Below are 26,231 nucleotides of genomic sequence, written 5' to 3'. Positions count from 1 at the left end.
AATTACCGGGTCTGTCCCTTGTCTTTATGGCTGGTACTGCATGACTTCTGATTCTGCCATCCCCAATTTAGGGTCAAATTCTGCATTTTCCGACGCAGAGTATAATTCTACCGTTGTCAATTCTGAGGCAAATTCTGCACACCCCGATGCAGAATCTAACTCTGTTATTCCTGATGCGGAACTAAATTCTGTTCTTCAGTATTTAAAGTCAAATTCTGAAGTTACTGAGGTTGAGTCCGACTCGTCAATTGTGGATGAGCAGGTAAATTCTACCCCAACTGATATAAACTTACTTAACCTCGAATTAGACCTAAATTTAGAACCAAATACTCAGGAAACTGAAGTAGAAACTAATTCTAGTTTGTTGAGTCTTGAGAGTCTTGATGCGCCTGAAGTGGTAGCTGAGAGTAAAGTTAAAAATAACATCCAAGTACAATTAAAAACTGAAGCGGGAAGATTATTAGTAGTTCTACCTACAGAGTTACAAGTGCCTGCAACAGAATTTACTTGGGCTGATATTTGGCAACAGTTAAAGTTCCGTTTAAATGCAGGCGATCGCTTGCGTACTCGGAATACATCTGTACACCTAGTAGCCTATGACCGCCTATTAGATGGTAGACAACTGCAACAACTCGCTGAAACCTTTAGTGAAGTGCAGTTGCAACTCAAATCAGTCGCCACTAGTAGACGACAAACTGCGATCGCCGCCGTTACATCCGGTTATTCTGTAGAACAATTACAACCCCAAACGGCCCTCAGTTCTGAATCAAAAGCACTTTCCACACCCCAAGCAGACGCACTTTATCTGGAAATGACCATCCGTTCTGGAGTAGAAATACGCCATCCAGGTACAGTAATTTTATTGGGAGATATCAATCCAGGTGGTATCGTAGTGGCAGATGGGGATATTCTGGTGTGGGGTCGTATGCGAGGAATTGCTCATGCTGGGGCTGCGGGAAACCGCGAGTGCCTGATTATGGCATTGCAAATGGAACCTACCCAATTGCGAATCGCGGATGCTGTAGCTAGAGCGCCAGAAAAATCGCCGACGCACTTTTATCCAGAAGTAGCACATATTACTACTCAAGGCATACGTATCGTTAGAGCTACTGATTTTTCCCGAAATCAAATAAGTAAGATCAACCAAACACCATAAATATTTAATATATTTGTCTAACCATAAATCCAGCACATAGTTATCATGACGCGCATTATCGTAATTACCTCCGGTAAGGGAGGGGTGGGTAAAACTACAGTCTCGGCAAACTTGGGGATGGCCTTAGCTAAAATAGGTCGTCAAGTCGCCCTTGTCGATGCGGATTTTGGTCTGAGGAATTTAGATTTGCTACTAGGGCTAGAAAATCGGATCGTCTACACAGCTGTAGAAGTTCTATCAAGAGAATGCCGCTTAGAACAAGCATTAGTCAAAGATAAGCGCCAGCCAAACCTTGTCCTGCTACCAGCAGCGCAAAACCGGACAAAAGACGCGGTAACGCCCGAACAGATGAAGCTATTGGTAAACGCTTTAGCGCAGAAGTACCAGTACGTTATCATCGATAGCCCAGCCGGGATCGAAAACGGCTTTAAAAATGCGATCGCCCCAGCCAAAGAAGCCCTCATTGTCACCACCCCGGAAATTTCTGCCGTCCGAGATGCTGATAGAGTAGTTGGCTTACTCGAAGCTCAAGGTGTAAAGCGCGTCCACCTCATTATCAACCGCATCAGACCAGCGATGGTACGAGCAAATGATATGATGTCTGTTCAGGATGTCCAGGAACTTCTGGCAATACCTTTAATTGGGGTACTTCCTGATGACGAGCGTGTTATTGTTTCCACCAATCGCGGCGAACCTCTAGTATTAGCTGATACCCCCTCCCTAGCTGCCGTAGCCTTTGAGAATATTGCTCGCAGACTAGAAGGAGAAACGGTTGAATTTCTCGACCTTGACGCACCCCACGACAGTATCTTCGCCCGCCTGCGAAGATTGTTATGGACTAAGATTGTGTAACCTACTTTCCAATCTCTGCATACTTATCCGCAATGATCCTCGAATTATTAGATAAACTTTTTTTACGTGGTTCTGACACCAGCCGTTCTCAAGTCAAACGTCGTTTGCAAGTCGTCATTGCTCACGACCGCGCCGGCTTAGACCCTGAAACTCTAGAAAAAATGCGGAAAGAGATTTTAGATATCGTCTGCCGCTATGTAGAAGTAGAAGCAGATGGTCTAGAATTTGCCCTAGAAAGCAATCAAAGAACAACCGCCTTGATTGCTAACTTACCCATTCGCCGGGTCAAACCAGAGCTACCCTCGGACGAAACATCATAAAATAGCAGCACAGTTTGATCTCATTGATTAACGATGTCAGCTAAAATTACATCGTCAAATTATGCTGCTTAATATTTTTTATACATGGTAATGGTTTTAGGCAATTCCTAAGAAACCATAATATATACACGCTAAACTACCAACTATAATAAAGTACAGAATAATTTTAATGGTATGGGCTAGGTATCTTGCATATTTTCAGGGCAGGCAAGATGCCTACCCTACAAGAATTATTTCTTAACTAGACAACATTGGGAATTAGTATTAACCCCGCGCAATTCCTTCTTCCCGTGCTGCACGTTGCACAGCCGCCGCAACTGCTGTCACAACACGTTCATCAAAAACAGAGGGAATAATATGTTCTCGATCTAAGTCTGAGGGATTAACTAAAGAAGCGATCGCACTAGCTGCTTCTAAATACATTGTCGTAGTAATTGTCCTTGCCCGACAATCTAAAGCACCACGAAATACGCCAGGGAAAGCCAACACGTTATTAATTTGGTTGGGGTAATCACTGCGACCAGTAGCAATTACAGCCACATCGTTATTAATTACTTCTGGCTGAATTTCGGGAATGGGGTTAGCCATAGCAAAGACAATTGGGTCTTTCGCCATCGACTTGACCATCTCTGGTGTTAACACCCCAGGCGCACTCACACCAATAAATACATCTGCACCTTGGACTGCACCAGCTAGTGTACCTTGAGCTTTCACAGCAAATTCTTTCTTTTCTTCATTCAAGTCAGTACGACTAGTAGAAATAATTCCTTTAGAGTCGCACATCCAGATTTTATCCGCTCCCGCCTTCCGTAGTAAACGAGCGATCGCCACACCAGCCGCACCAGCGCCGTTAATCACGATACGGATATCAGCGATTGATTTGTTTACCAGTTTCAAGGAGTTAAATAGAGCTGCCAAGGTGACAATCGCTGTACCATGTTGGTCATCGTGAAATACGGGGATATCTAATTCCTCGCGTAATCTTTGCTCAATTTCAAAGCAGCGTGGCGCGGCGATATCTTCCAAATTTACTCCACCAAAAACAGGAGCAATATTTTTTACTGCTTGGATAATTTCATCTGTATTTTGGGTATCCAAGCAAATAGGAAAAGCATCCAACCCAGCAAATTCCTTGAATAACATGGCTTTACCTTCCATCACTGGCAAAGCTGCATAGGGGCCGAGATTACCCAAACCTAAAACCGCACTACCATCGGTGACAATGGCAACCGTATTTTGTTTGATCGTTAAATTATAAACTTCTGCGGGGTCTTGAGCGATCGCTGTACAAATCCGACCCACACCAGGAGTATAAGCCATTGCTAAATCAGACACACTCTTGAGCGGTATCCGGCTGGTGATGCTAATTTTGCCACCACGATGTAGATTAAAGGTGCGATCGTAAACACTGACCACCTTGATATCAGGTATAGCTTTGACTGCTTGCACAACAGTTTCCGCGTGTTCAGTGCTTGCAGCATCAACCGTCAAGTCACGTACAGATATCTGCCGAGTTTGCTCGATTAAATCGATTTGACCAAGATTACCACCAGTGGATGCGATCGCTTGAGTAATAGATGCTAACATTCCCACACGATTGGGAATCTGCAACCGGAGAGTAACACTAAAACTAGAATTGGGGGTTAAGTCTGCCATCTTAATTGAGGATTTGGATTTTAGATTTTATATCGAAATTGTTACAGAAAATTCTATTTTTGCGATAAAACCTCACATCCAAATCAGCCACCGGATAAGTATGGCTGAGAGTTGTATACACCTACAAGAATTTTGCCAAACCATCTTGAATAATTTTAAACTAGTAATCTTAACATTCTTTAAGTAAGTATTAGGAAATATAAGTTACTTTTTTTGCCATCTTGGGAACTCTATAAATACTGTTCAGTTAGTGATTTACCTCAAGAGGCTATGTATCGTTTACCGCCAACATCAGCCCCATGAGTTGAGGAGGGTATGAGGGTATACATCAGCAAAACCCCTATCTCTAGTCCTTATCTGCATCAGTATTCTGCAAGATTGTGAGGTTTAATTTGTGGATAAGTCAATTATTCAGTTGGTTGATGAGTTACCCAGTGATAATATTACCGTCAAAGTTTTACAAGCTTTAGATTATGTAGCCCCTGGTCAATGGCAAAATTTAGTAGGTTTCGATAATACCATCCGGGCAGTCACCGGAGAAACCGATACTAAGGTTATTCAAAGAATCCGCGATCGCGCCACTTCTTTGTATCACGATCCTCAACAAGGCTACCAAGCAGCCATCAAACTTTACCAAACCTTAGATAAAGCCGATACAGCAATGGCGACTGCGGCCTTAGCCAATAAATTAGGCGAGAAAATTGGCTTCCTCTCATTTTTAAACAATATTACCCCTAAAGCCGACCTCACTCAAACCATTGATTTACTATTAAAAATTGCCGTCGAAATTATCGTTTTTTGCAAACTCAACGGTATTCCCCAACCAAACCCCCAAGAGTTTGCCAATTCTCTGGCTAATAATTATCAGGATGCTTCCTTAATTAGAATGGTAGCCCTAGTTTGTCTAGATGGTATTTTGCCATTAGGCCCCGACTTCCTGAGTAAAATTCAGTCCATGATTAGTGGTGCTGACTCCAATGCTGTAACTCAAAATCCTGTATTCCAAGCCATCAACAGCTCCCTCCCAGGCAATAACCCCACCGATAAACTTGGCTTTATCAATCAAGGTTTCAACTCTGTCCAAGGCTGGATGAATAATTTAGTTAGTAAGACAGGTATCACCCCACAATCAATTTCCAGTCATCTGGGTAATTTTATTCAAATTGCTGATGATAATTTAGATTTCGTAGCTGCATTCCTAGACCAAACCACCAATTACTTTGAGCATACAGGTATTCAAACAGTAGCTCGCAAATTAATCTTGCAAGCACATACTTTAGTCAAACAAGAAATTCCACCAGAACCAGCAAAACCTCTGCAAAATAATACAACTCAATACACAGTCAGTACGAAAGTAGAGGTTTGGGATGAAGAAGAAGAAGATTGGTATGAAGCCTCAATAGAAAAGGTTCAAGATGATCAATTCTTTATCCATTACATCGGCTACGGTTCATCCTATAACGAATGGGTTGGTGAAGATGACATTCGTACAGGCGACTATGCTGCAACTGATGATAACGGATATGCAGTCGGTAAAAAGGTGAAACGTTGGAGTGAAGATGAGGAAACTTGGTACACTGCAACGATTGAGAAAATTCAAGGACATCAATACTTTCTTCATTACGTCGGTTACGACTCATCCTATGATGAATGGGTTAATGCCGATGATATTTCCTAAGAAGGTTATTTAGTGAGGACTTCAGTCCTCAGATAAGTCAAAAAAGGACTAAAGTCCTTACTACAAACTCAAAGCAAAAAAGCGCCCCCAGTTGGGGGCGCTTTTTTTTTATTCAGCTAAAGCTTAGGAATTAACCGTGGATAGCAGGAGCGCTGATAGCAACAGGAGCAACTTCAGAAGACGCTAAGTCTAAGGGGAAGTTGTGAGCGTTACGCTCGTGCATGACTTCCATACCCAAGTTAGCGCGGTTGATGATGTCAGCCCAGGTGTTGATGACACGACCTTGTGAGTCGATGATCGACTGGTTGAAGTTGAAACCGTTGAGGTTGAACGCCATTGTGCTTACACCCAACGCGGTGAACCAGATACCAACTACGGGCCATGCAGCTAGGAAGAAGTGCAAGGAACGGGAGTTGTTGAAGGATGCGTATTGGAAGATTAAGCGTCCGAAGTAACCGTGTGCTGCAACGATGTTGTAGGTTTCTTCTTCTTGTCCGAATTTGTAACCGTAGTTTTGTGATTCGTTCTCGGTTGTTTCACGAACCAAAGAGGAAGTTACCAATGAACCGTGCATTGCACTGAACAAAGAACCACCGAATACACCAGCCACACCTAACATGTGGAAGGGGTGCATCAGGATGTTGTGTTCTGCTTGGAACACGATCATGAAGTTGAATGTACCACTGATACCCAAGGGCATTCCATCTGAGAAGGAACCTTGTCCGATGGGGTAGATCAAGAATACTGCGGTTGCTGCTGCTACTGGAGCGGAGAATGCTAGGCAGATCCAAGGACGCATACCCAAGCGGTAGGATAATTCCCACTCACGACCGAGGTAGCAGAATACGCCGATGAGGAAGTGGAATACTACCAATTGGTAAGGGCCACCGTTGTACAACCACTCATCTAAGGATGCTGCTTCCCAAATGGGGTAGAAGTGTAAACCAATTGCGTTGGAGGAGGGAACAACTGCACCAGAGATGATGTTGTTTCCATATAGTAAGGAACCAGCTACGGGTTCGCGGATACCATCGATGTCTACTGGAGGTGCAGCGATGAAGGCGATGATGAAGCAGGTGGTTGCAGCTAGCAATGTGGGGATCATGAGTACGCCGAACCAACCGATGTATAGGCGGTTGTTGGTGCTGGTGATCCAGTTGCAGAACTGCTCCCATACGTTGGCGCTTTGGCGCTGTTGTAAGGTTGCTGTCATGTCTTTATGATTACGTTGCTTGTATGAATGTTTTAGGTGCTTCCACCTGTTACACATCTTAATCCTACTTATTGCGTTTTGTAAAGTATTTTGAGAAAACTTTTTTCTAAATAGTTATTAAATAGGCTGAGATCCAGTTATTACAATAGTTTTAACTTGTAATGAAAATAAAATTGTGTTACTCACACTCAAATTAACTTATATTAAGGAAAAATCATTCTTATGTTAGATGCCGATAGTGCAAGTGCGATATACTGTAACAAGCCTCACCGCAATTACACTACCTACAGCCCTGCATATACAATCGTTCCTACCTACGAGTGTTTTAATCGCTGCACCTACTGCAACTTTCGCACCAACCCAGGAGAGAGTCCCTGGATGACTTTATCCGCAGCAGAGGAAATCTTACGGCGACTGCAAAAGCAAAAAGTCTGTGAAATCCTCATCCTCAGTGGTGAAGTACACCCCCACTCACCGCAGCGTCAGGCATGGTTCCAAAGAATCTATGATTTATGTAAATTAGCCTTAAACCTGGGATTTCTCCCCCATACCAATGCGGGGCCTTTAAGTTTTGCAGAGATGCAGCTACTAAAAACCGTCAATGTTTCTCTGGGTTTGATGCTGGAACAGTTAACGCCAAAATTATTAGAAACAGTCCACCGTCATGCACCGAGTAAGTTACCAGAACTCAGGCTAAAACAATTAGAATGGGCTGGAGAGTTGCAAATTCCCTTTACAACAGGGTTACTGTTGGGAATTGGGGAAACCTTGGATGATTGCTGGGAAACATTACAAGCAATATCGAACCTGCATCAGCGTCATCATCATATACAAGAAGTGATTTTACAACCCCATAGCCCAGGAAATCAGCAAACCTTTGATGCACCAGCTTTTAACCCCCATCAATTACCAAAAATCATTACCCAAGCAAGGCAGATTTTACCCGCAGATATTACAATTCAAATTCCGCCTAATTTGGTTAAGGATGAGCAATGGTTACTAGCTTGTATAGAAGCTGGTGCAAGAGATTTAGGGGGAATTGGGCCGATAGATGAAGTCAATCCCGATTATCCCCATCTTCAAGAACAGGAATTAAGGGAAATTTTACAGCCGGCGGGTTGGCAGTTAGTCCCGCGTTTACCTGTGTATCCGCAATTTGATGGTTGGTTGTCAGAGGAGTTGCAAAAAGCGGTGCAACAATGGCGAAAGACTTTAACACCAGCTTCTATTTTGTGAAAATTAAGCTGTGCAAAGTTGTTTATGTTCTTATATTCTCATTATTCATGAGTTCTGAAATCTCGGCTACGAGTCTTTGATACTCGTGAATGAGTCTTTGAACGGTGTTCATCTATCCTAGATACTCGACGGTAAGTCTTTGATACTGATGAATGAGTCTTTGATACTCATTGGCGAGTTTTAGAACTGAATATATATTGTGTATTAAAACATTACAGTTTGAGCATACTTAGCTCCGTGATTATGCGCTAATATGGCGCTAACCTGGGAGACTTATACTTATGACACAAGAATTTGCTCTTTTGAAGCGAATATACAACGCTTTTGACCCATTCCGACCTTTACCCGCAGGAGATCCGGCTTATGTCGATTGTGGGGAAGTGCGGGGAGACGGCGATATTCTTGTGGAAGTAGGTAGAGAAATTTTGTTGTCAGACAGAAAGACTTGTCAACTTTATGCAGGACATCGAGGTGCGGGTAAGTCAACGGAACTCCTGCGTCTCCAGAAATTTTTGGATGAGAGTGGCTGCTTTGTAGTTTATTTTCCCAGCGATGAAGAAGATATTGATCCAGAAGATGCCCAATATACTGATATTCTCCTAGCTTGCACCCGACATTTATTAGAAGGATTAAAAGATACTGTTAAACCTGTAAGTTTGTTGAATTGGCTCAACAACCGTTGGCAAGATTTAAAAGATTTTGCTTTGACGGAAGTTGCTTTAGAAAGCTTAAGTGTAGAGGCTCAAATTTCTCAGTTTGCCAAAATCACCGCCAATTTAAGAACTGAACCTAGTCAACGTCAAAAAATTCGTGAAAGAGTCAACCCGCATACTGTTACTTTAATTGAGGCGTTGAATCAGTTCATTAAAGATGCAAAAAAACACTTACCTGATGGTTATTCTCAACTGGTGTTAGTTGCTGATAACTTAGACCGAATTGTCCCTATACCTCAAGAAGATGGACGCAGTAATCATGACCAGATTTTTATTGATAGGAGTGAACAGTTACAAGCTTTAGATTGCCATTTAATTTATACAGTGCCAATTTCCTTACTTTATTCTAACCGCGCTGCCGATGTGGCAAATATATATGGCAATACTCAAGTTCTGCCGATGATTATGGTGCAAACACCAGAGAATGAAGCTTATCAGCGTGGAATTGAGAAAGTTAAGGAAATATTGCAAAAACGGCTGAGTTTGATTAACCCTAGTTTATCTGTCGTCGATATGTTTGAGCAGAGAGAAGCTTTAGACAATCTCTGCTTGATGAGCGGAGGTCATGTGCGAAATTTATTATTATTAATGAAGGAAGCGATTAAATACACTAAGAGCTTACCCATTTCTAAGAGAGCCTTACAGCGTTCAATTAGCGAGTTGCGAAATACCTATCGCAATACTGTTTTTTATAATGAATGGGAAGCATTAGCAAGGGTGTATCAATCTAAACAAATAGAAAACAACCAACTGTATCGAGGTTTATTATTTAATCGCTGTATTTTGGAATATCGTTATTTGAATGAAGAGGGAGAAAGTCAGGTATGGTATGATATCCATCCATTAATTAAAGGAATTAAAGAATTTCAAGATAAATATAATCAACTTTATTCATAATAAAAGCTAAATGGGCGGTTAGAAAGTGCGTGTACACAGACGAAACCTGCCTAGCCTTCCCTACGGGACGCTACCGCGAACGGCAACGGCAAAGCCTAACGCAGGTTGAAAAACCCTAAACTTTTGGTTAGTCCGTGTAGGCGGACTTTGCTTGTATAGCTGCGAATTACATTAGCCCAGGCTTAAGTTAAATCAAGCTAAACTGTATCTACAGTATTTGTCTGAAATTATGACATTAGAATTAACTAATTGGGATGAAGATTTACCAGTAGCCGCAGATGAAGAATATCAAGCCTTAGTTCGCACGCTAAAGTTTACAGATAGCTTTGGTTTGTTATTTGTGCGATGTTCTCCATCCCAAGGTAAGCAGTTAGTTAACCAAGTTACAGAAGATGTTACTGATAAAAATATTGAAGTTTTGGAGTTAAAGGAATCTGTTGATAACTTATATCAAATAATTGATGAATTAAACAATAAACAAAAAATTGATATTTTATTTATAACTGGTTTAGAGCAATCATTTTATCAATACGAAGAATGTAAAGCTTTGTCAGGATGGGATAGTAGAGATACACATTCATATAGTTGGAAAGGTGTACCGCCTGTTTTAATCAACCTCAATCAACAGCGAGAGCGTTTTCGAGAGAAATTTAATATCTGTTTTGTGTTCTTGCTACCTATATTTGCAATTAAGTATTTTATCCAACGCGCTCCAGACTTCTTTGACTGGCGTTCAGGTTTGTTTGAATTTCCTGTTGATGCGGAAACGCTAGAACAAGAATCATCACGGATACTTCAGGATGCAGATTATGAAAAATATCAGGCTTTAACACCAGAAGAACGAACACAAAAAATACTAGCTATTCAAGAATTAATCGCAACAGAAAATCAAATAGTTAATAACAAAGCAGAATTATTACGTGAACTAGGTAGATTATACGCTGCTGCAAACGATTACAAAAAAGCGATCGCATCCTACGACCAAGCACTACAATTTAGACCAAATTATCACGAAGCTTGGAACAATCGCGGCAATGCGCTCAGGAATTTAGAACGCAATGAAGAAGCGATCGCATCCTATGACCAAGCACTGCAATTTAAACCAGATTATCACGAAGCTTGGAATAATCGCGGCAATGCGCTCAGGAATTTAGGACGAAGTGAAGAAGCGATTGCATCCTATGACCAAGCACTGCAATTTAAACCAGATTATCACCAAGCTTGGAACAATCGCGGCAATGCGCTCAGGAATTTAGGACGCAATGAAGAAGCGATCGCATCGTTTGACCAAGCACTGCAATTTAAACCAGATATACACCAGGCTTGGTACAATCGAGGCATTGCGCTAGGGACTTTAGGACGCAATGAAGAAGCGATCGCATCGTTTGACCAAGCACTGCAATTTAAACCAGATTATCACCAAGCTTGGAACAATCGCGGCAATGCGCTCAGGAATTTAGGACGCAATGAAGAAGCGATCGCATCGTTTGACCAAGCACTGCAATTTAAACCAGATTATTACCAAGCCTGGTACAATCGCGGCAATACGTTAGGGAATTTAGGACGCGATAAAGAGGCGATCGCATCCTTCGACCAAGCACTGCAATTTAAACCAGATGATCATCAAGCTTGGAATAATCGTGGCATTGCACTAGGGAATTTAGGGCGCAATGAGGAAGCGATCACATCCTTCGACCAAGCACTGCAATTTAAACCAGATTATCACCTAGCTTGGAACAATCGTGGCAATGCGCTCAGGAATTTAGGACGTAATGAAGAAGCGATCGCATCCTTCGATCAAGCACTGCAATTTAAACCAGATGATCACCTTGCTTGGTACAATAAGGCTTGCTGCTATGCACTGCAAGGTAACACTGAACAAGCAATTGAAAGTTTGCAAAGAGCCATTAATCTAAATCCTCATGAATGTCGTAAATGGGCAATTAATGATGATGATTTTAATAGTATTAAGGATGATGAACGTTTTCAAGGCTTGATGGAAAAATAAAATGAGATTACCTTTAAACTTATACCTATAATAACCATATAAATTAATGGTATAACTCACATTTTCATAACCAACTATTTCTCAATCTCTAACTGTTCCCTCACCCAATGGCGAAAGTTTCTTGCCATTGCCATTACACCAATTTGCTGACCATTGCTGGATGAAATAGAGGCAATTGTATGTATTGATTATACTTATGAAAACAATGGCTGATAAGCTAAAAAGCCATGTACCCACACAAGATTGACCTTGCACCCTTAGCACTGTTGTAAAATAGACAATAGATGGATTCGGGGGGCCAGTTTAGCTGGTCGAAACGCCTATAGAAACTATTTTCGGTAATCTTCAGGGTTTAAAATCCAGTCAGCTGAAGCAGCTACAGCGACTGTACCACCAGCGCATCCCAGGCGATCGCATCACAACGCCTGAGTTCTCCCAGCGTCTGGCGGCTATTAGCACGGAAATTAACCTCCCTGTATGTGCCTATGTCAACCGTCGCGGACAAGTGATTCGGGTTGGCGTAGGCACACCGCGTCAGACGCAAATTCCACCGATGGAATTACCGCGTTATGGTGCAGAACGTCTTAGTGGGATCCGTTGCATTTCCACTCATCTCAAGGCGGAACCGCCTAATGAGTCCGCTTTAACAGCAATGGCAATGCAGCGTTTAGATGCCTTAGTGGTCATCAATATTACCGGGACAGGCTTTACAAGGCGCGGTGGTGGGGCTACAGGATACGTCAAAGAAGCGTATTTAGCGCACCTAGTCCCGCAAGATGCCCGTGCGTTGATTCCTAGTACAGTACTTTCTGGGTCAAACAATGGTCAGTCTGGCGGTTGGAGTATATCACCACCACTGGATTTAGATGATCTGGCAGATCAAGATTTCCTTGACCTAGTGGAAGGACTGGAAGAGGAGTTCCGACGAGAGTTCGTCGCCCAGGAAGTAGATGCTGACCACGATCGCGTGTTAATTGTAGGTGTGATGACTGATAATATGTCATTACAACAATTCCACGACACTGTGGCAGAATTGGCGCGGCTTGTGGATACGGCTGGTGGAGACGTACTACAGACAGTACAACAAAAGCGATCGCGCATTCATCCGCAAACCGTCATTGGCGAGGGTAAAGTCCAAGAAGTCGCCCTGACAGCCCAAACCTTGGGGTGTAATCTAGTGGTCTTTGACCGCGACCTCTCACCCTCCCAAGTCCGCAACCTAGAAGCGCAAATTGGTATCCGCGTAGTTGATCGCACCGAAGTTATATTAGATATCTTTGCCCAACGCGCCCAATCTCGCGCCGGGAAATTACAAGTCGAACTAGCACAGCTAGAATATATGCTGCCGCGACTCACTGGTAGAGGTCAAGCAATGTCCCGACTGGGGGGTGGTATTGGTACACGCGGCCCTGGTGAAACTAAACTAGAAACCGAACGCCGCGCCATTCAACGCCGGATTTCTCGACTGCAACAAGAAGTTGACCAATTACAAGCGCACCGTTCCCGGTTAAGACAACGGCGACAACATCAGGAAGTTCCTTCCGTTGCTTTGGTGGGTTATACCAATGCTGGTAAATCTACCTTATTAAATGCGTTAACTAACGCTGAAGTATATACAGCAGACCAGCTATTTGCTACCCTTGACCCAACTACACGCCGCCTAGTCATTCCTCACGCGGAGACTGGACAACCCCAAGAGATTCTGATTACAGATACAGTAGGGTTTATCCATGAACTACCTGCATCATTGATGGATGCTTTCCGCGCCACCTTGGAAGAAGTGACAGAAGCCGATGCTTTACTACATCTGGTTGATTTATCTCATCCAGCTTGGTTAAGTCATATTCGTGCAGTGCGGGAAATACTAGCACAAATGCCGATAACCCCAGGCCCGGCGTTGGTAGCTTTTAACAAAATTGATCAAGTAAATAGTGAAACTCTAGCCTTAGCACGGGAAGAGTTTCCCCTGGCTGTGTTTATTTCTGCCAGTCAGCGTTTAGGATTAGAAACCTTACGTCATCGTTTAGGTCAACTAATTGAGTACGCTGTAGACCTGGGGTAAACCCTTAGTCTTCATAAAATTATTATACTGTCGTAGTCTTTGTGACTGCGGCATTTTTTATTCATAGCTAGGGATAGGTTCAAACTATGATGATTTTGGTGCTGCATTGCTCATCCTACTTTCTTAATATTGAATGATGTGGAATTTACTTAATGACAATCTTGAGATAGGCATGTTAGAACGATTAATAATAGGTAAAGAATATTACATTAGAAATTGCCTTTTAACTTATCTTTAGCCACTAAGTCAACTTTCACAAAGTATTATCAGCAATGACTATACAAACAGGTTTGCAACCATCACAATCACAAGATGTCAAAGTTCAACTGCTATTAGCTGGAGGACATCAATATACTATTTATTTAAAATCAGACGCACCAATACTAAATAACCTTGTAACTACAATTGTGGCTCGTGCTGCTCAACAAGAATCTGCCAGTCATTGTTTATTTCAAATTCCTATAAATGAAGGCCGTTCTGCTTTATGTTTTTCTAGTGACCAACTTATTGGCGTAGTTACAGAACCTCCTGTGTGGGTACAACAAGTAGAAAATATCAAACCTGTTACTACCAATGTTTTAAATTCTAATTATATTCAACTAGATAATTTTCTATCTGCTAAAGAGCATGAAAGGTTAATTAAATATGTACTAGCGAACAAATCAGCGTTTGCACAAACTAATACTTCTACTAATGATAAAAATTATCGTCGTTCAATGGCTCTCTACTCGTTTCCTGAATTTTCAGAATTAATTGTTAATAAAATTCAGAGAATGATTCCTGACATCATCAGTAAATTAGATATGCCGTCCTTTAATGTATCGCAAATAGAAAGCCAGCTTACAGCACATAATGATGGTAACTTCTATAAAGTGCATAATGATAATGGTAGCCCAGAGACAGCTACAAGAGAACTCACATATGTCTATTACTTTTATCGAGAACCTAAAAAGTTTTCTGGTGGAGAGTTAGTTATCTACGATAGTGAAGTCAAAAACAATTTTTATGTAAGTGCTGAATCATTCAAGACTGTTGAGCCGCGTAATAACAGTCTTGTGTTTTTCCTCAGTCGATATATGCACGAAGTTCTACCTGTAAATTGTCCTTCTAAGTCTTTCGCAGATAGCCGCTTTACCATCAATGGCTGGGTACGTAGAACAGAAGTTTAACTATCACTTTATCAAACGAATCATTGCAATATATTTTTAATGTAAAGAAGGCGCTGATCATTGTCTTCTTTTTATATTATTTAGGGCTGGCTGAATAAGGGCGAAAGATAGCAGAATGAAGAGTTTCAGGGTCAGGAAAGAAAAATAAGGTGAAAAGAAAAAGGGTAAGATAAGTAAAAATCCTTGTAGCAAGTTGCGTTAAAATGTATCGAAGAGCGCAAAAGCAAGAAAAAGCAGCAGAAAACTTTGAACTACCCTTTGGGGGAAAACTAGCGTCAGATAACCGATGGGTAATCATGGCGAACATGATACCTTGGTCAAAATTTGAAGCAGAGTACGCAGAAATATTTTCAGCAAGAATGGGAGCGCCAGCCAAAACATTTAGAATGGCGTTGGGAGCATTAATAATTAAAGAAAAATTAGGAATAAGTGACAGAGAGACAGTAGAACAAATTCGGGAGAACCCGTATCTGCAATACTTTATAGGAATGTCAGCATATAGTAATGAATCTGCATTTGACCCGTCAATGCTAGTTCATTTTAGAGAAAGGATAGATATAGAATTAGTCAATAAAATCAATCAAGAAATAGTCAGGAAGATGTTAGAAAATAAACAGGAGGTAGAAGTAAGAGCAAAAAAGCCAGAGGTCGAGGATTCAAAAAGTAAGCCAGCCAATAGAGGAAAATTAATATTAGATGCTAGTTGTGCGCCAGCAGACATAAGTTATCCGACAGATTTAGGATTATTAAATCAAGCCAGAAAGCAAACAGAAACAATCATAGATACATTATATAAGTCCTTATTAGTAAGAAATATCAACAAACCAAGAACCTACAGAAACAAAGCAAGAAAGGATTATTTAGCAGTAGCCAAGAAAAGAAAACCAACAGTTAAAGAAAGAAGGAAAGCTATCAGAAAGCAACTGCAATATATCAACAGAAATTTAACTCATATTCAGCAGCTAATAAATTTAGGTGCGTCACTATTAAAACTGAGCAACAGTCAATATAAGATGTTGCTAGTAGTAGCAGAAGTTTATCGTCAACAGTTATGGTTATATGAAAATCAAAAAATTAGTATACAAGACCGCATTGTCAGTTTAAACCAACCACACATTCGTCCGATTATCCGAGGTAAAGCCGGGAGAACAGTAGAGTTTGGGGCTAAGTTTTCAGCTAGTTACTATGATGGCTATGTATTTTTAGACCATATTAGTTGGGACAACTTTAACGAATCAGGAGACTTAAAATCACAAGTAGAAGCATACAAAAACTACACCGGATATTATCCTGAATCAGTTCATGTTGATAAGATTTATCGGACGAGGGAGAATCGAGCTTGGTGTCAAGAAAGGGGAATTAGAATTAGTGGCCCACCACTAGGTAGACCCCCCCAAAATGTCAGCCCTGAAAAGAAGAAACAAGCCGCTTATGACGAAAGGATTCGTAATTGTATTGAGGGCAAGTTTGGACAAGGTAAACGAAGATTTAGCCTTGGTAGAGTTATGGCTAAACTTCCTCATACTTCTTTCACCGCTATTGCCATAACTTTTTTAGTTATGAATCTTTCTACTCTGCTATTACGGCTTTTTTGTGTATTTTTTTGCCTATTTTTCAAAACTGAGTCTTTTTTTACTTCTTCTATTATCGAAACTGATATTTCATTAAACCTTAAACAACAAAAACTTATCTTTTTTCTGGACTGACTACTTAATCAATTTTTCTCTTCCTTTGAAATGACTTTTTCAGCAAGCCCTATTTACTTTAATCAAAATTACTGCAATCTTTACAAACCGTTTTAAGATAAGTAATTTGTTCTGTTTTAAGAAAATTTATATATAAAACATTTAAGTAAGTTTCTGGAAAAGAATAAAATTGCATAAAAATACTTATATTTAGCTATTGCCTAAAAATGTTAATACTTAGGTATTTACATGAATTTTAGTTCTTTTACCCTTGAAATTAAAGTTACTATAAAAATATAAATAAACTATAGACTATATGGAAGTTGCTGTGGCAAATTGTATCTACTAATAACTGAAAAGATAACAGCCTTAGAAATTGCTATTAAGCGCATCCCACCTTCAAACATTGGTAAATACAACTCGCAGCTACAAACTAGTAAGTTAGTAAAATGCTGAAGCAATAATTCACGCAAAAAGCGGAATTTTAAAAGAAAGCCATATATTTTGTGACTGCTTCAAAGTAGATTTTGAAGGGATTTTTGCTGCTGAAATGCAATTTCACTGAGGCTTTTGGCATTTTAAAGGAGTTTATAAGTAAGTGGGTCAAATGAATACACAAAAAATAATAGGTTATTTAACCTGTGGTTTGTCATCATTAGCTGTAGTTATGGCTGGGCAAATCTCTCAAGCCAATGCAGCTTCGATGAGTTTTAACATTACTAATTTTACTGGCGACCCGTTACAAGCTAAATTTACGCTGGATGACACAATAGCGGGTGCTGGAAAAGTTCAGTTTAAGGTAGAAATTGTCCCTAACGCAACCAATAATAATATCGGCGACATACGCGGAATCTTCTTCGATATTAAAAACAACAATCTGTTATCTGGTCTCACAGTTACAGGTTTAAATGGCACACCCATAACAACGACTGCATTTAATCTTGCTGGACAGCTTGAAAGCGTTGGTAATGCCAATCTAAACGGTGATGGAAATACCCATAAATTTGAATATGGTATAGAAATTGGTGAAAATGGTTTAAAAGGCGGCAAAGATGACTTTCAAGTAGCAACCTTTATTCTGTCCAACAGTTCATTACCTTTAACTCTAGACCAGTTTTATGGTCAGGAGTTTGGTTTGCGTGTAACAAGTGTAGGGCTTGCCAACTCTAGTCGTAATGGCAGTAGTAAACTGGCTGGAATAGCCTCTCCAGCGCCAACACCTACACCAACGCCAGCACCAACACCAGCGCCAACGCCAACACCAACACCAGCGCCAACGCCAACACCAACACCAGCACCAATACCCGCGCCAACACCAGCACCAATACCCGCGCCAACACCAGCGCCAACGCCAACACCAACACCTGCACCAATACCAGCGCCAACACCAGCACCAACACCTGCACCAACACCCGCGCCAACTCCCGCACCAACGCCAGCGCCAACACCCGCACCAACGCCAGCGCCAACACCCGCACCAACACCCGCGCCCACACCCGCACCAACACCCGCACCAACACCCGCGCCAACACCCGCACCCACACCAACTCCAATAAATTTAAATCTGACTAATCAAGGTTCGTCAGGATCTATCAATAATGCTTTATTTCAACAAATTAGTAATAATGATCCTGCTGGTACTGGCTTGATTAATTCATTTTTGCGAATTGACACCAATCAAGATACAGAGCAAGGTTACAACACAGATTATCGGAGTGTGCAGTTTGATGAGAAAACAGATTCTAACTTCACTCGCTCTCTGTTGTTAAGTGCTGTACCTGTCGTAGACATCAATGGGATACGTTATCGCCAGTTCATTCTAGATATCAATGAACCAAATAGTGATAAAAAAAGCTCGATCAACTTAGATATGTTACAGATTTTCCTTGGTAATGCCGGAAATCTGACTAATTTTTCCACCACTAATGGTTTTGGTGCGAATGCTACCAAGGTGTTTGACCTAGACGCAAATGGTAACAATACCATTGCACTGAAAGATATTAATCCTGGTAGCGGTCGCTATGATATGTTGGCAAACATTCCTGACGATCTATTTACAGGCCCGAACCAGTTTGTTTACCTGTACTCGAAATTTACTGGTAATGATGGTGGCTTTGAGGAATGGGCTGTAAGAACCCCAACCCCAACACCAACCCCAACACCAACACCAACCCCAACACCAACCCCAACCCCAACACCGACTCCAACCCCAACACCGACTCCAACACCAACACCAACACCGACTCCAACCCCAACACCGACTCCAACCCCAACACCGACTCCAACACCAACACCAACACCGACTCCAACCCCAACACCGACTCCAACCCCAACACCGACTCCAACCCCAACACCGACTCCAACCCCGACTCCAACCCCGACTCCAACACCGACACCAACACCAACCCCAACACCGACACCAACACCAACCCCAACACCAACCCCAACCCCAACCCCAACACCAACCCCAACACCAACACCAACCCCAACACCAACCCCAACCCCCTACTATCAACCGCCTACTCCAACACCAAAACCCAGAAAAGTTCCAGAGCCTAGTACAATAGCAGCTTTAGGACTATTTGCAGCAGGTGCTTTGAAAATTAGGAAGAAAAACAAAAAGGATGACTCACAGGCGTAAACAAAACCATTGAGTAACTAACATCAATAGTTCTGGGTTGAGGAGTGGATTAAAACTTCTCAACCCAATTTCTTATTTAGAGAATTGTTTGTCCAACATAGGAAGATAGCCCTTAACTCACCACAAGACCTAGCAAAGTTCTAAAATTGAGAATTAAGGAGTATGAAATTAAACTGAGGAATGTATGGCAGCTAAAGTGGAAATTTATACTTGGGCAACTTGTCCTTTCTGCATCCGAGCTAAAAATTTGCTGAACAAGAAGGGTGTGGAATTTGTTGAATATGGTATTGATGGGGATGAGGAAGCACGGGCTAAAATGTCTCAGAGAGCTAATGGTAGACGCTCACTACCACAGATTTTTATCAACGATCGCCATATAGGTGGTTGTGATGATATCCATGCTCTGGAAAGTAAAGGTAAACTAGACGAGCTATTAGCATCTGGCTAATTATGGAACAGATTTACGCTTTTTCCCTCAACAGTAGTTATCAATCTGTCAGGATATCGGGGGATAATTTATCAGAGTAATTCCTGGCGTTGAGGCAAAAGGCGTGAAACTGGCTTTTATTATTGATCCCATTCATCAGTTAGACCCATGTCATGATACTAGTGTGGCACTGATGGAAGCAGCACAAATTTTAGGACATGAAGTTTGGGTGACTCAAGCGAATTGGTTGAGTGTGGTAAACAGCAAAGCTTGGGCTATATTACATCGGGTAGAACTAGTACCCATACAGTTAGTTGAAGGGCGTTGGGTAGCAACAAATCCTTGGTATAAGTTAGGCGATGGGCTACGCCCCGCCGGAGGCGATGGCGTTCCGCCCAGCGTAGCTGATCGCACTTTCAATTCTTTAGAAACGATGGATGCCGTATTTATGCGGACAGATCCACCAGTAAATGATGCTTACCTTTTTGCTACCTATGTCCTCGATTACATCGACCAAAACAAGACTTTGGTGATTAATAATCCTGATGGTATCCGTAGGGCCAATGAAAAAATGTATGCCCTCCAGTTTACCAAAGCAATTCCCGAAACTATTGTCAGTGCTGATAAACAATTTATCCGCCAATTTGTGGAAGCTAAAGGCGCTACTGTTCTCAAACCCTTGGGTAACAAAGCTGGGGAAGGGATTTTATTTTTACAAGCAGGCGATCGCAATTTTAACTCCATAGTTGAACTTAGCACCCAACAAGGTCGATTACCTGTAATGGTACAAACCTATTTACCAGAGGCGAAAGAAGGAGACAAACGGATTATTTTACTTAATGGTGAACCTATTGGCGCTCTCAATCGCTTGGCAAGTAGCAGCGATTTCCGTAATAATATGGCAACTGGGGGAACAGTCGCCAAAACGGAAATTACTCCCCGTGAGCAAGAAATTTGTAGCCAAATCGCCACTAATTTACGTCGAGATGGGCTAATCTTTGTAGGTATTGATGTTATTGGTGGCTATTTGACAGAAGTTAACGTTACTAGCCCCACAGGGATACGCGAAATTGACAGACTAGATGGAACTCATCTGGCTCATCAAGTAATTCAATGGGTAGAACAGAATCAAAAGTAGGGTATGAGGTACAAGTTTAGAAGTTATACCAATTCAAAATTCAAAATTCAAAATTAAGAAAGCCTCATTTGGCAAGGATTTGGGAGTTTGTATGTATTGCTGAATTTTGGAGAATTGGTATTACTTGGGATTTTTTGCTGGTTAGTTTGTATGCTCATCTATCCAGCGATGGCTATAAACCTAATTTCTATCTTGGTTTTTAATACACATTTGGACAAAAAAGTCAATAGACTCTTGCCCAAGTGTATTTATTTTTTGAATACTAACAATTTATGTTTAACAGCATCAAGATTTACCGGAGATCACAAAAGCACCTCTGGCTCAACTTGATAATTAGCAGTTTTTATAAAGCATTTAGCTTGACTAGAGACTATAAATTTTAAATAATCCCAAATCTGAAACCGCTTAATTTTTTGGTCGCCGTCTTTGGAGAAAATCAGGAATATCTAATCCAGATTTTTCTTTTGGTTCGGGAGTAGCTGCTGGGGGATTGACGGCTGGTGTTTGTGGTGATGTTCGTTTTGGGGGAACTGATACTACCCTTGGATTTGAGGTATTTTGTTGAGGTGCTGCTTGTATTTCTCCGGTAAAACCAGTAGCAATGACGGTGATTCTTACTTCTCCTTGTAATCTGTCATCAATCACCGCACCAAAAATAATGTTGGCGTTGGGATCAACTACTTCATATATTGTTTCTGCGGCGGCGTTGACTTCGTGTAGGGTGAGGTCGCTACCACCAGTGATGTTGAAAACAACACCTCTAGCACCTTCAATAGAACATTCTAGTAGTGGTGAAGAAATAGCGGCGATCGCAGCTTCTCTAGCTCTTGATTTACCAGAACTTACGCCAATACCCATCAGGGCTGATCCCGCATCTGCCATGACAGCCCGCACATCAGCAAAGTCTACGTTTACTAAACCGGGGATAGTGATAATGTCGGAAATCCCTTGTACCCCTTGACGTAGGACATCATCGGCGTAGCGGAAAGCCTCTTGAACTGGGGTTTGTTCTGGGATCACTTCCAGTAATTTATTGTTGGGAATAATAATTAAAGTATCAACTCTACTTTTAAGACCTTCAATACCTTGTTCTGCCTGACTGGTACGACGACGACCTTCAAATACAAACGGACGTGTTACTACACCAACCGTCAAAGCGCCCATTTCTTTGGCTACTTCTGCGACAATGGGGGCTGCACCTGTACCAGTACCGCCGCCCATCCCAGCCGTTATAAATACTAAATCAGCACCTTCCAACGCTGTTGCAATTTCATCGCGTGATTCCTCAGCAGCCTTTTGACCAATTGCAGGATTACCACCTGCACCTAAACCGCGTGTAAGTTTCTGCCCAATTTGTAAACGGCTGGGAGCGCCGGCTAGAGTTAAAGCTTGAGCATCAGTATTAATTGACCAAAACTCTACACCAGAAACATCTGACTCAATCATGCGGTTCACAGCATTACCACCGCCGCCACCAACACCAATTACTTTGATGTTGGCAACTCGTCCTGGAACAATCTCACCAATACGACTACTTTCCACAGAAATCTTTTTACTATCGTTGTTTTGTCCAAAATTCAGCCCTGAGTGATTAAAGGGATTACCGGAGTTCACCGCCAGTGATAAGCTCGGTTGTCCCATCGATTGGGAATTTCTATAAGTAAGTTCTTGGTTATTATCAAGTGTCATTGGATTTGTGAAAGGTAGATAAACGACTTTTTAGGTGTTGCGCATCTAGGAGTCAACTATAAGTTTGACGGTGCTGAAAATTTTCGCACTGTTCTCTATTGTGTTCACTCCTCCCAACCTTAACAAGATTGTAAGTGTGAAGGTCTGCCATGAGCCAAGCCATCACTCATAATTGATGGTGCAGTAGCCTGTTGACGCAGATCCTTTAAGAGAAGGGAACATAGAGATGACGTTTTGCTCACCACAGGTGAGCGTACAGCTAATTCTAGAGAAGTATACATACATTTACTGAAAATTGATCTGTATAACTTCCACAAGTTATTAATATTTTCTCCTCTTTGTAGTTTTTGCCTAGTATACCGTTGGTATATGGAATGCCCAGCTAACACTTCTGTTAAAGATTTTATTTGGTAGTTAATTTGACCTTTAATAGTGTTATTTCTTTGAGCAATAGCATTAAACACTGATAACATTTTGTATAGTTTGCTATTTTTATATGTAAAAATATACTGAGTATATGATGTTTCGACTCTGGCATAATTAGTATTAATGGCTAACTCTAGGCAATTAAACATACACTCAATAAAAATATAAGTAATAACATAACTAAAGGTTCTCAGCAGAGCGCTTCATCTGTATAGGGAAGCTACAGGAAGTGTTCACTGCCTTAATAATATAGTTGATAGGTTTCCAAATTGGGGATAATTTTAACACTAACCAAAAAAGTAGGCTTTTGTGCGTTATATATCCCTAAACTTCATAGGTAATGAAGAAAATCCTGACTTATGAGTCAGTTTGTTACTTTTTGTGACTAAATATAATTTTAATGACAACACTATTTAAGCCTACCAAGCTTTTTAGTCATTAACATAAGAGATTCCCACCTCTACCAAGGATTCAAAACTTGCTGCTCAACAATAACTTACAGTAATAATAAGTACCAAATGATTCTTCGTTTACGTAAGTTGCGATCGCCATTAGTTTTGCAACTCTGCAAAAACATTAAAGTAAACAATTATATCGATTTACAAAAATAAAATTTATTAATATATGAGGAATTTTTGACACAATGTTAAGGAGTTTCCGCCTTCACTGGCTCTGGTTTTTGGATCATATGTACTAAAGGAGATTCAGGATTTTTGAGATCGATGTAGTCTATCTCCGCCGGATTTAATTTTGTATTGATATGACGCAATTGAGCTAATAAATTGATCTGGTCGGGTAACTGACTAGTAATTGCTCCAAAATAAACTTTGCCTAATTCGGTTTTGATAATCAAGTTATTAGGATCTTGGTAATCAACTTCTGTAATTTTTACAGAACTTTGGCTGAGATAGGGGTAAAGTTTTCGCCAGTAGGGAGCGTATTGTTCTGGTGAGCCTGTTACTTTGAGACTAGGCAGTTTGATCTGCGGATTTACCAATTTATATTTTTCTAATGGTATCCAGACTCCATTGGCATCAATTAGACCTGTAGTGGTTTTGTTACCTGTATTATTAGACTGTGCTTGAGTCCTTTGAGCCACTGCTACAGGTATTCTTTCTTCAATTTCGATAATTAGTCCTGGTGGGAAAAGACGACGGTTGACGGTTGCTTGAGCAATAGTTGGCTGTTGCTTCAAAGCCTCAGCGATCGCGCCAGGTTGAATCCGCCATAAAGATTGAGGGTAAGATAAATGTAGCAGAGACTTCATCGCTTCTTTTGACAGTGGTTGATTGCCAGATTTCATCAACACCTGTTCAGGGGTTTTTAGTACCCATATCGGTTGTAGCGCCACCCACAATAAACCACCTGCCAAACCCGTAACCGCCAAAGTCCGCCAAATAGCTTGAATAATTTTCATCTGGCGCTGTCTGCGTAATTTTTTCCGCCTTTGAGCTAATTCTGTTTGGCTAACTGAAACTATATCTGGCATCAACACCTCTTTATTGCTTTGATTACGAATTTTTTAACTAGTTTTGTGTAATTTGTTCACTGTAGCCAAGTAGCTGAAATTGACTTGCTAGTAAAACTTTACAGCAACCACATGAGAATAATGGCACAACTTCTATGTATCCTGCCAACAAAAATTTCCTCAAAAAAGCAAAATCTATTTTCGGAAGAATAATCTCATCTTTATAATTCTGCTGTAAGTATACTTAAGCTATTAGTAGCTATATTTGCAATTATTTCAAACAAAGTTCCGAAATAGCCCTTAGAAAAAATCATTAATAGTAAGAGAAAATTAGTACATAAAAAAACATAAAAACAAGCATCTACTACTGGGCATGGGAAATACAATCAATTTGTCACGCTTCTACAAAGCATGTAACCCTAGTTACACCCTCAACATGGGCGTGATGCTTGACCGCCAATACTATATCGATTTTGCTGATGTGCGTGGCTGCAAGATTGTTGAGGAACTGCAACGTACTGTCAGCCGTATTTCTCCCGATGAACCAACCTGCCAGTTATTTACAGGTCACATAGGCTGCGGAAAATCCACAGAATTACAACGCCTCAAAGCAGAATTAGAAGCAGTTGGATTTCACGTAGTCTATTTTGAGTCTAGTCAAGACTTAGATATGGCAGATATTGACGTTAGCGATATTTTGTTGAGTGTAGCTCGTCAAGTCTGTGTCAGTTTAGAAGCCATTGGCATAAAACTCAGACCTGGTTACTTCACCAATTTATTTCAAGAAATAGGAGAATTTTTACATGCTCCTATAGAAATTAGTGGTGAAGCAGAATTTTCTCTAGGAATTGCCAAAATTACAGCCAAAACGAAAGATAGCACTCAGTTACGTAATCAACTCAGACAGTATTTAGAACCCCGCACCAATAGCATTCTGCAAGCGATTAATGAAGAAATTTTAGAAAAAGCTGTAGAACAGTTAAAGCGGCGCGGTCAAAAAGGTTTAGTAGTCATTGTAGATAACTTAGATCGAGTAGATATGCGTCCTGTGGCATCAGGACGGACGCAACCAGAATACTTATTTATTGATCGAGGCGAACAGCTACGTAGGCTGAAGTGTCACGTAGTATACACCATTCCTCTAGCCTTAATTTTTTCTAGCGAGTACGAAACCCTGAAAAACCGCTTAGGTGGGGGTATTGCACCGAAAGTATTACCAATGGTGCTAGTGCGGCAAAGGGATGGTAACGACTATGAACCAGGAATGTCATTGCTACGTCAGTTGGTACTAGCGCGGGCTTTCCCAGAAGTTAATACTCAGCAAAGACAACAACTCGTTACAGAATTATTTGAGCAAACAGAAACCCTAGACCGTTTGTGCCGTGTTAGCGGTGGACATATTCGGAACTTACTGGGCTTACTCTACAGCTGCCTCCAACGCCAAGATCCACCCTTTTCCCGTGATTGTTTGGAAGCTGTCATCAAAGACTACCGCGACGATTTACTTTTAGCCATTGATGAATGCCAATGGGAATTACTCTTTGAAGTAGTCCAGCAACAAAGTGTCAAAGGGGAATCTGATTATCAAAGTTTACTCAGAAGTATGTACTTATTTGAATACCGTGATCGCGTGGGGCGTTGGTTTGGTATTAGTCCAGCTTTGGCAGAGACAGAAAAGGTTCTAGCTTGGCGACAACCAAGGTAGCAAGTTGCATTTTCAATAGTTTTTTTGACATTTTAATTCCAGGATTTAGAAAGGTAAACCAAGCCTTTCTAAATTCTGCTATGTGATTTCTC

The 26,231-nt window shown here is 41.2% G+C and carries 20 protein-coding genes; 14 read left to right on the top strand and 6 right to left on the bottom strand.

What is annotated here, in order from left to right; all coding sequences use genetic code 11:
* The first annotated feature begins 40 nt into the window (after positions 1 to 40).
* Genes minC through minE form a run of 3 tightly spaced genes read left to right on the top strand, consistent with a single transcriptional unit; the run spans position 41 to position 2,328 of the window.
* Positions 41 to 1,156: a septum site-determining protein MinC gene (gene minC, locus NSMS1_RS01410; protein WP_224090327.1), complete on the top strand. Its 1,116-nt coding sequence runs from the start codon at positions 41 to 43 to the stop codon at positions 1,154 to 1,156.
* Between the two features lie 45 nt (positions 1,157 to 1,201).
* A complete protein-coding gene (gene minD, locus NSMS1_RS01405; protein WP_224090326.1) occupies positions 1,202 to 2,008 on the top strand; it encodes a septum site-determining protein MinD in 807 nt (268 codons plus the stop codon).
* A 32-nt stretch (positions 2,009 to 2,040) separates the two neighbouring features.
* Positions 2,041 to 2,328: a cell division topological specificity factor MinE gene (minE, locus tag NSMS1_RS01400; protein ID WP_224090325.1), complete on the top strand. Its 288-nt coding sequence runs from the start codon at positions 2,041 to 2,043 to the stop codon at positions 2,326 to 2,328.
* A gap of 264 nt (positions 2,329 to 2,592) precedes the next feature.
* On the opposite strand, the gene NSMS1_RS01395 is transcribed toward minE, so the two are convergent.
* Positions 2,593 to 3,984, bottom strand: coding sequence for a malic enzyme-like NAD(P)-binding protein (locus tag NSMS1_RS01395; RefSeq protein ID WP_224090324.1), 1,392 nt, complete (start codon positions 3,982 to 3,984; stop codon positions 2,593 to 2,595).
* Positions 3,985 to 4,378: 394 nt separating this feature from the next.
* Here NSMS1_RS01395 and NSMS1_RS01390 point away from each other — a divergent pair, with 394 nt between their 5' ends.
* Positions 4,379 to 5,662, top strand: a complete 1,284-nt coding sequence (locus tag NSMS1_RS01390; RefSeq protein ID WP_224090322.1) for a hypothetical protein — start codon at positions 4,379 to 4,381, stop codon at positions 5,660 to 5,662.
* A 130-nt stretch (positions 5,663 to 5,792) separates the two neighbouring features.
* On the opposite strand, the gene psbA is transcribed toward NSMS1_RS01390, so the two are convergent.
* A complete protein-coding gene (gene psbA / locus NSMS1_RS01385) occupies positions 5,793 to 6,875 on the bottom strand; it encodes a photosystem II q(b) protein (RefSeq protein WP_224090320.1) in 1,083 nt (360 codons plus the stop codon).
* Positions 6,876 to 7,097: 222 nt separating this feature from the next.
* Between psbA and cofG the strand changes: the two genes are divergently transcribed.
* From cofG to NSMS1_RS01370, 3 genes are all read left to right on the top strand, one after another.
* Entirely contained in the window at positions 7,098 to 8,111 is a 1,014-nt protein-coding gene (gene cofG / locus NSMS1_RS01380; RefSeq protein WP_224090318.1) for a 7,8-didemethyl-8-hydroxy-5-deazariboflavin synthase subunit CofG, read from the top strand.
* Between the two features lie 281 nt (positions 8,112 to 8,392).
* A complete protein-coding gene (locus NSMS1_RS01375; RefSeq protein WP_224090315.1) occupies positions 8,393 to 9,721 on the top strand; it encodes an ATP-binding protein in 1,329 nt (442 codons plus the stop codon).
* 229 nt (positions 9,722 to 9,950) lie between these two features.
* Positions 9,951 to 11,729 carry a tetratricopeptide repeat protein gene (locus NSMS1_RS01370; protein WP_224090311.1) on the top strand — a complete coding sequence of 593 codons (1,779 nt, stop codon included), beginning with the start codon at positions 9,951 to 9,953 and terminating at the stop codon, positions 11,727 to 11,729.
* 376 nt (positions 11,730 to 12,105) lie between these two features.
* Here NSMS1_RS01370 and NSMS1_RS34980 read toward each other — a convergent pair whose 3' ends face one another.
* Entirely contained in the window at positions 12,106 to 12,234 is a 129-nt protein-coding gene (locus tag NSMS1_RS34980) for a hypothetical protein (protein ID WP_263432551.1), read from the bottom strand.
* Between NSMS1_RS34980 and hflX the strand changes: the two genes are divergently transcribed.
* From hflX to gshB, 6 genes are all read left to right on the top strand, one after another.
* Positions 12,235 to 13,791 carry a GTPase HflX gene (gene hflX / locus NSMS1_RS01365; protein ID WP_224090310.1) on the top strand — a complete coding sequence of 519 codons (1,557 nt, stop codon included), beginning with the start codon at positions 12,235 to 12,237 and terminating at the stop codon, positions 13,789 to 13,791.
* Between the two features lie 272 nt (positions 13,792 to 14,063).
* On the top strand, positions 14,064 to 14,960 hold the full coding sequence (locus tag NSMS1_RS01360) for a 2OG-Fe(II) oxygenase (RefSeq protein WP_224090309.1): 897 nt from the start codon (positions 14,064 to 14,066) through the stop codon (positions 14,958 to 14,960).
* A gap of 203 nt (positions 14,961 to 15,163) precedes the next feature.
* Positions 15,164 to 16,666 carry an IS5 family transposase gene (locus tag NSMS1_RS01355; RefSeq protein ID WP_224085439.1) on the top strand — a complete coding sequence of 501 codons (1,503 nt, stop codon included), beginning with the start codon at positions 15,164 to 15,166 and terminating at the stop codon, positions 16,664 to 16,666.
* 586 nt (positions 16,667 to 17,252) lie between these two features.
* Entirely contained in the window at positions 17,253 to 19,286 is a 2,034-nt protein-coding gene (locus tag NSMS1_RS01350; RefSeq protein WP_224090308.1) for a hypothetical protein, read from the top strand.
* 184 nt (positions 19,287 to 19,470) lie between these two features.
* On the top strand, positions 19,471 to 19,734 hold the full coding sequence (gene grxC / locus NSMS1_RS01345; protein ID WP_224090307.1) for a glutaredoxin 3: 264 nt from the start codon (positions 19,471 to 19,473) through the stop codon (positions 19,732 to 19,734).
* Between the two features lie 103 nt (positions 19,735 to 19,837).
* Entirely contained in the window at positions 19,838 to 20,851 is a 1,014-nt protein-coding gene (gene gshB, locus NSMS1_RS01340) for a glutathione synthase (RefSeq protein WP_224090306.1), read from the top strand.
* 405 nt (positions 20,852 to 21,256) lie between these two features.
* Here gshB and ftsZ read toward each other — a convergent pair whose 3' ends face one another.
* The 3 genes from ftsZ to NSMS1_RS01325 form a co-directional block, all read right to left on the bottom strand.
* Positions 21,257 to 22,540: a cell division protein FtsZ gene (gene ftsZ, locus NSMS1_RS01335; RefSeq protein ID WP_224090304.1), complete on the bottom strand. Its 1,284-nt coding sequence runs from the start codon at positions 22,538 to 22,540 to the stop codon at positions 21,257 to 21,259.
* A 119-nt stretch (positions 22,541 to 22,659) separates the two neighbouring features.
* Positions 22,660 to 23,013, bottom strand: coding sequence for a hypothetical protein (locus NSMS1_RS01330; RefSeq protein ID WP_224090302.1), 354 nt, complete (start codon positions 23,011 to 23,013; stop codon positions 22,660 to 22,662).
* A gap of 599 nt (positions 23,014 to 23,612) precedes the next feature.
* Positions 23,613 to 24,455 (bottom strand): cell division protein FtsQ/DivIB, encoded by an 843-nt coding sequence (locus NSMS1_RS01325; protein WP_224090300.1) that lies wholly within the window; start codon positions 24,453 to 24,455, stop codon positions 23,613 to 23,615.
* A 352-nt stretch (positions 24,456 to 24,807) separates the two neighbouring features.
* Between NSMS1_RS01325 and NSMS1_RS01320 the strand changes: the two genes are divergently transcribed.
* Positions 24,808 to 26,139, top strand: coding sequence for an ATP-binding protein (locus tag NSMS1_RS01320; protein ID WP_224090298.1), 1,332 nt, complete (start codon positions 24,808 to 24,810; stop codon positions 26,137 to 26,139).
* Positions 26,140 to 26,231: the final 92 nt, after the last annotated feature.

The organism is Nostoc sp. MS1 (assembly GCF_019976755.1).
Lineage (GTDB): Bacteria > Cyanobacteriota > Cyanobacteriia > Cyanobacteriales > Nostocaceae > Trichormus.
Note: the sequence above shows the minus strand (reverse complement) of the source record. Positions and strands in the feature narration are given on the sequence as shown.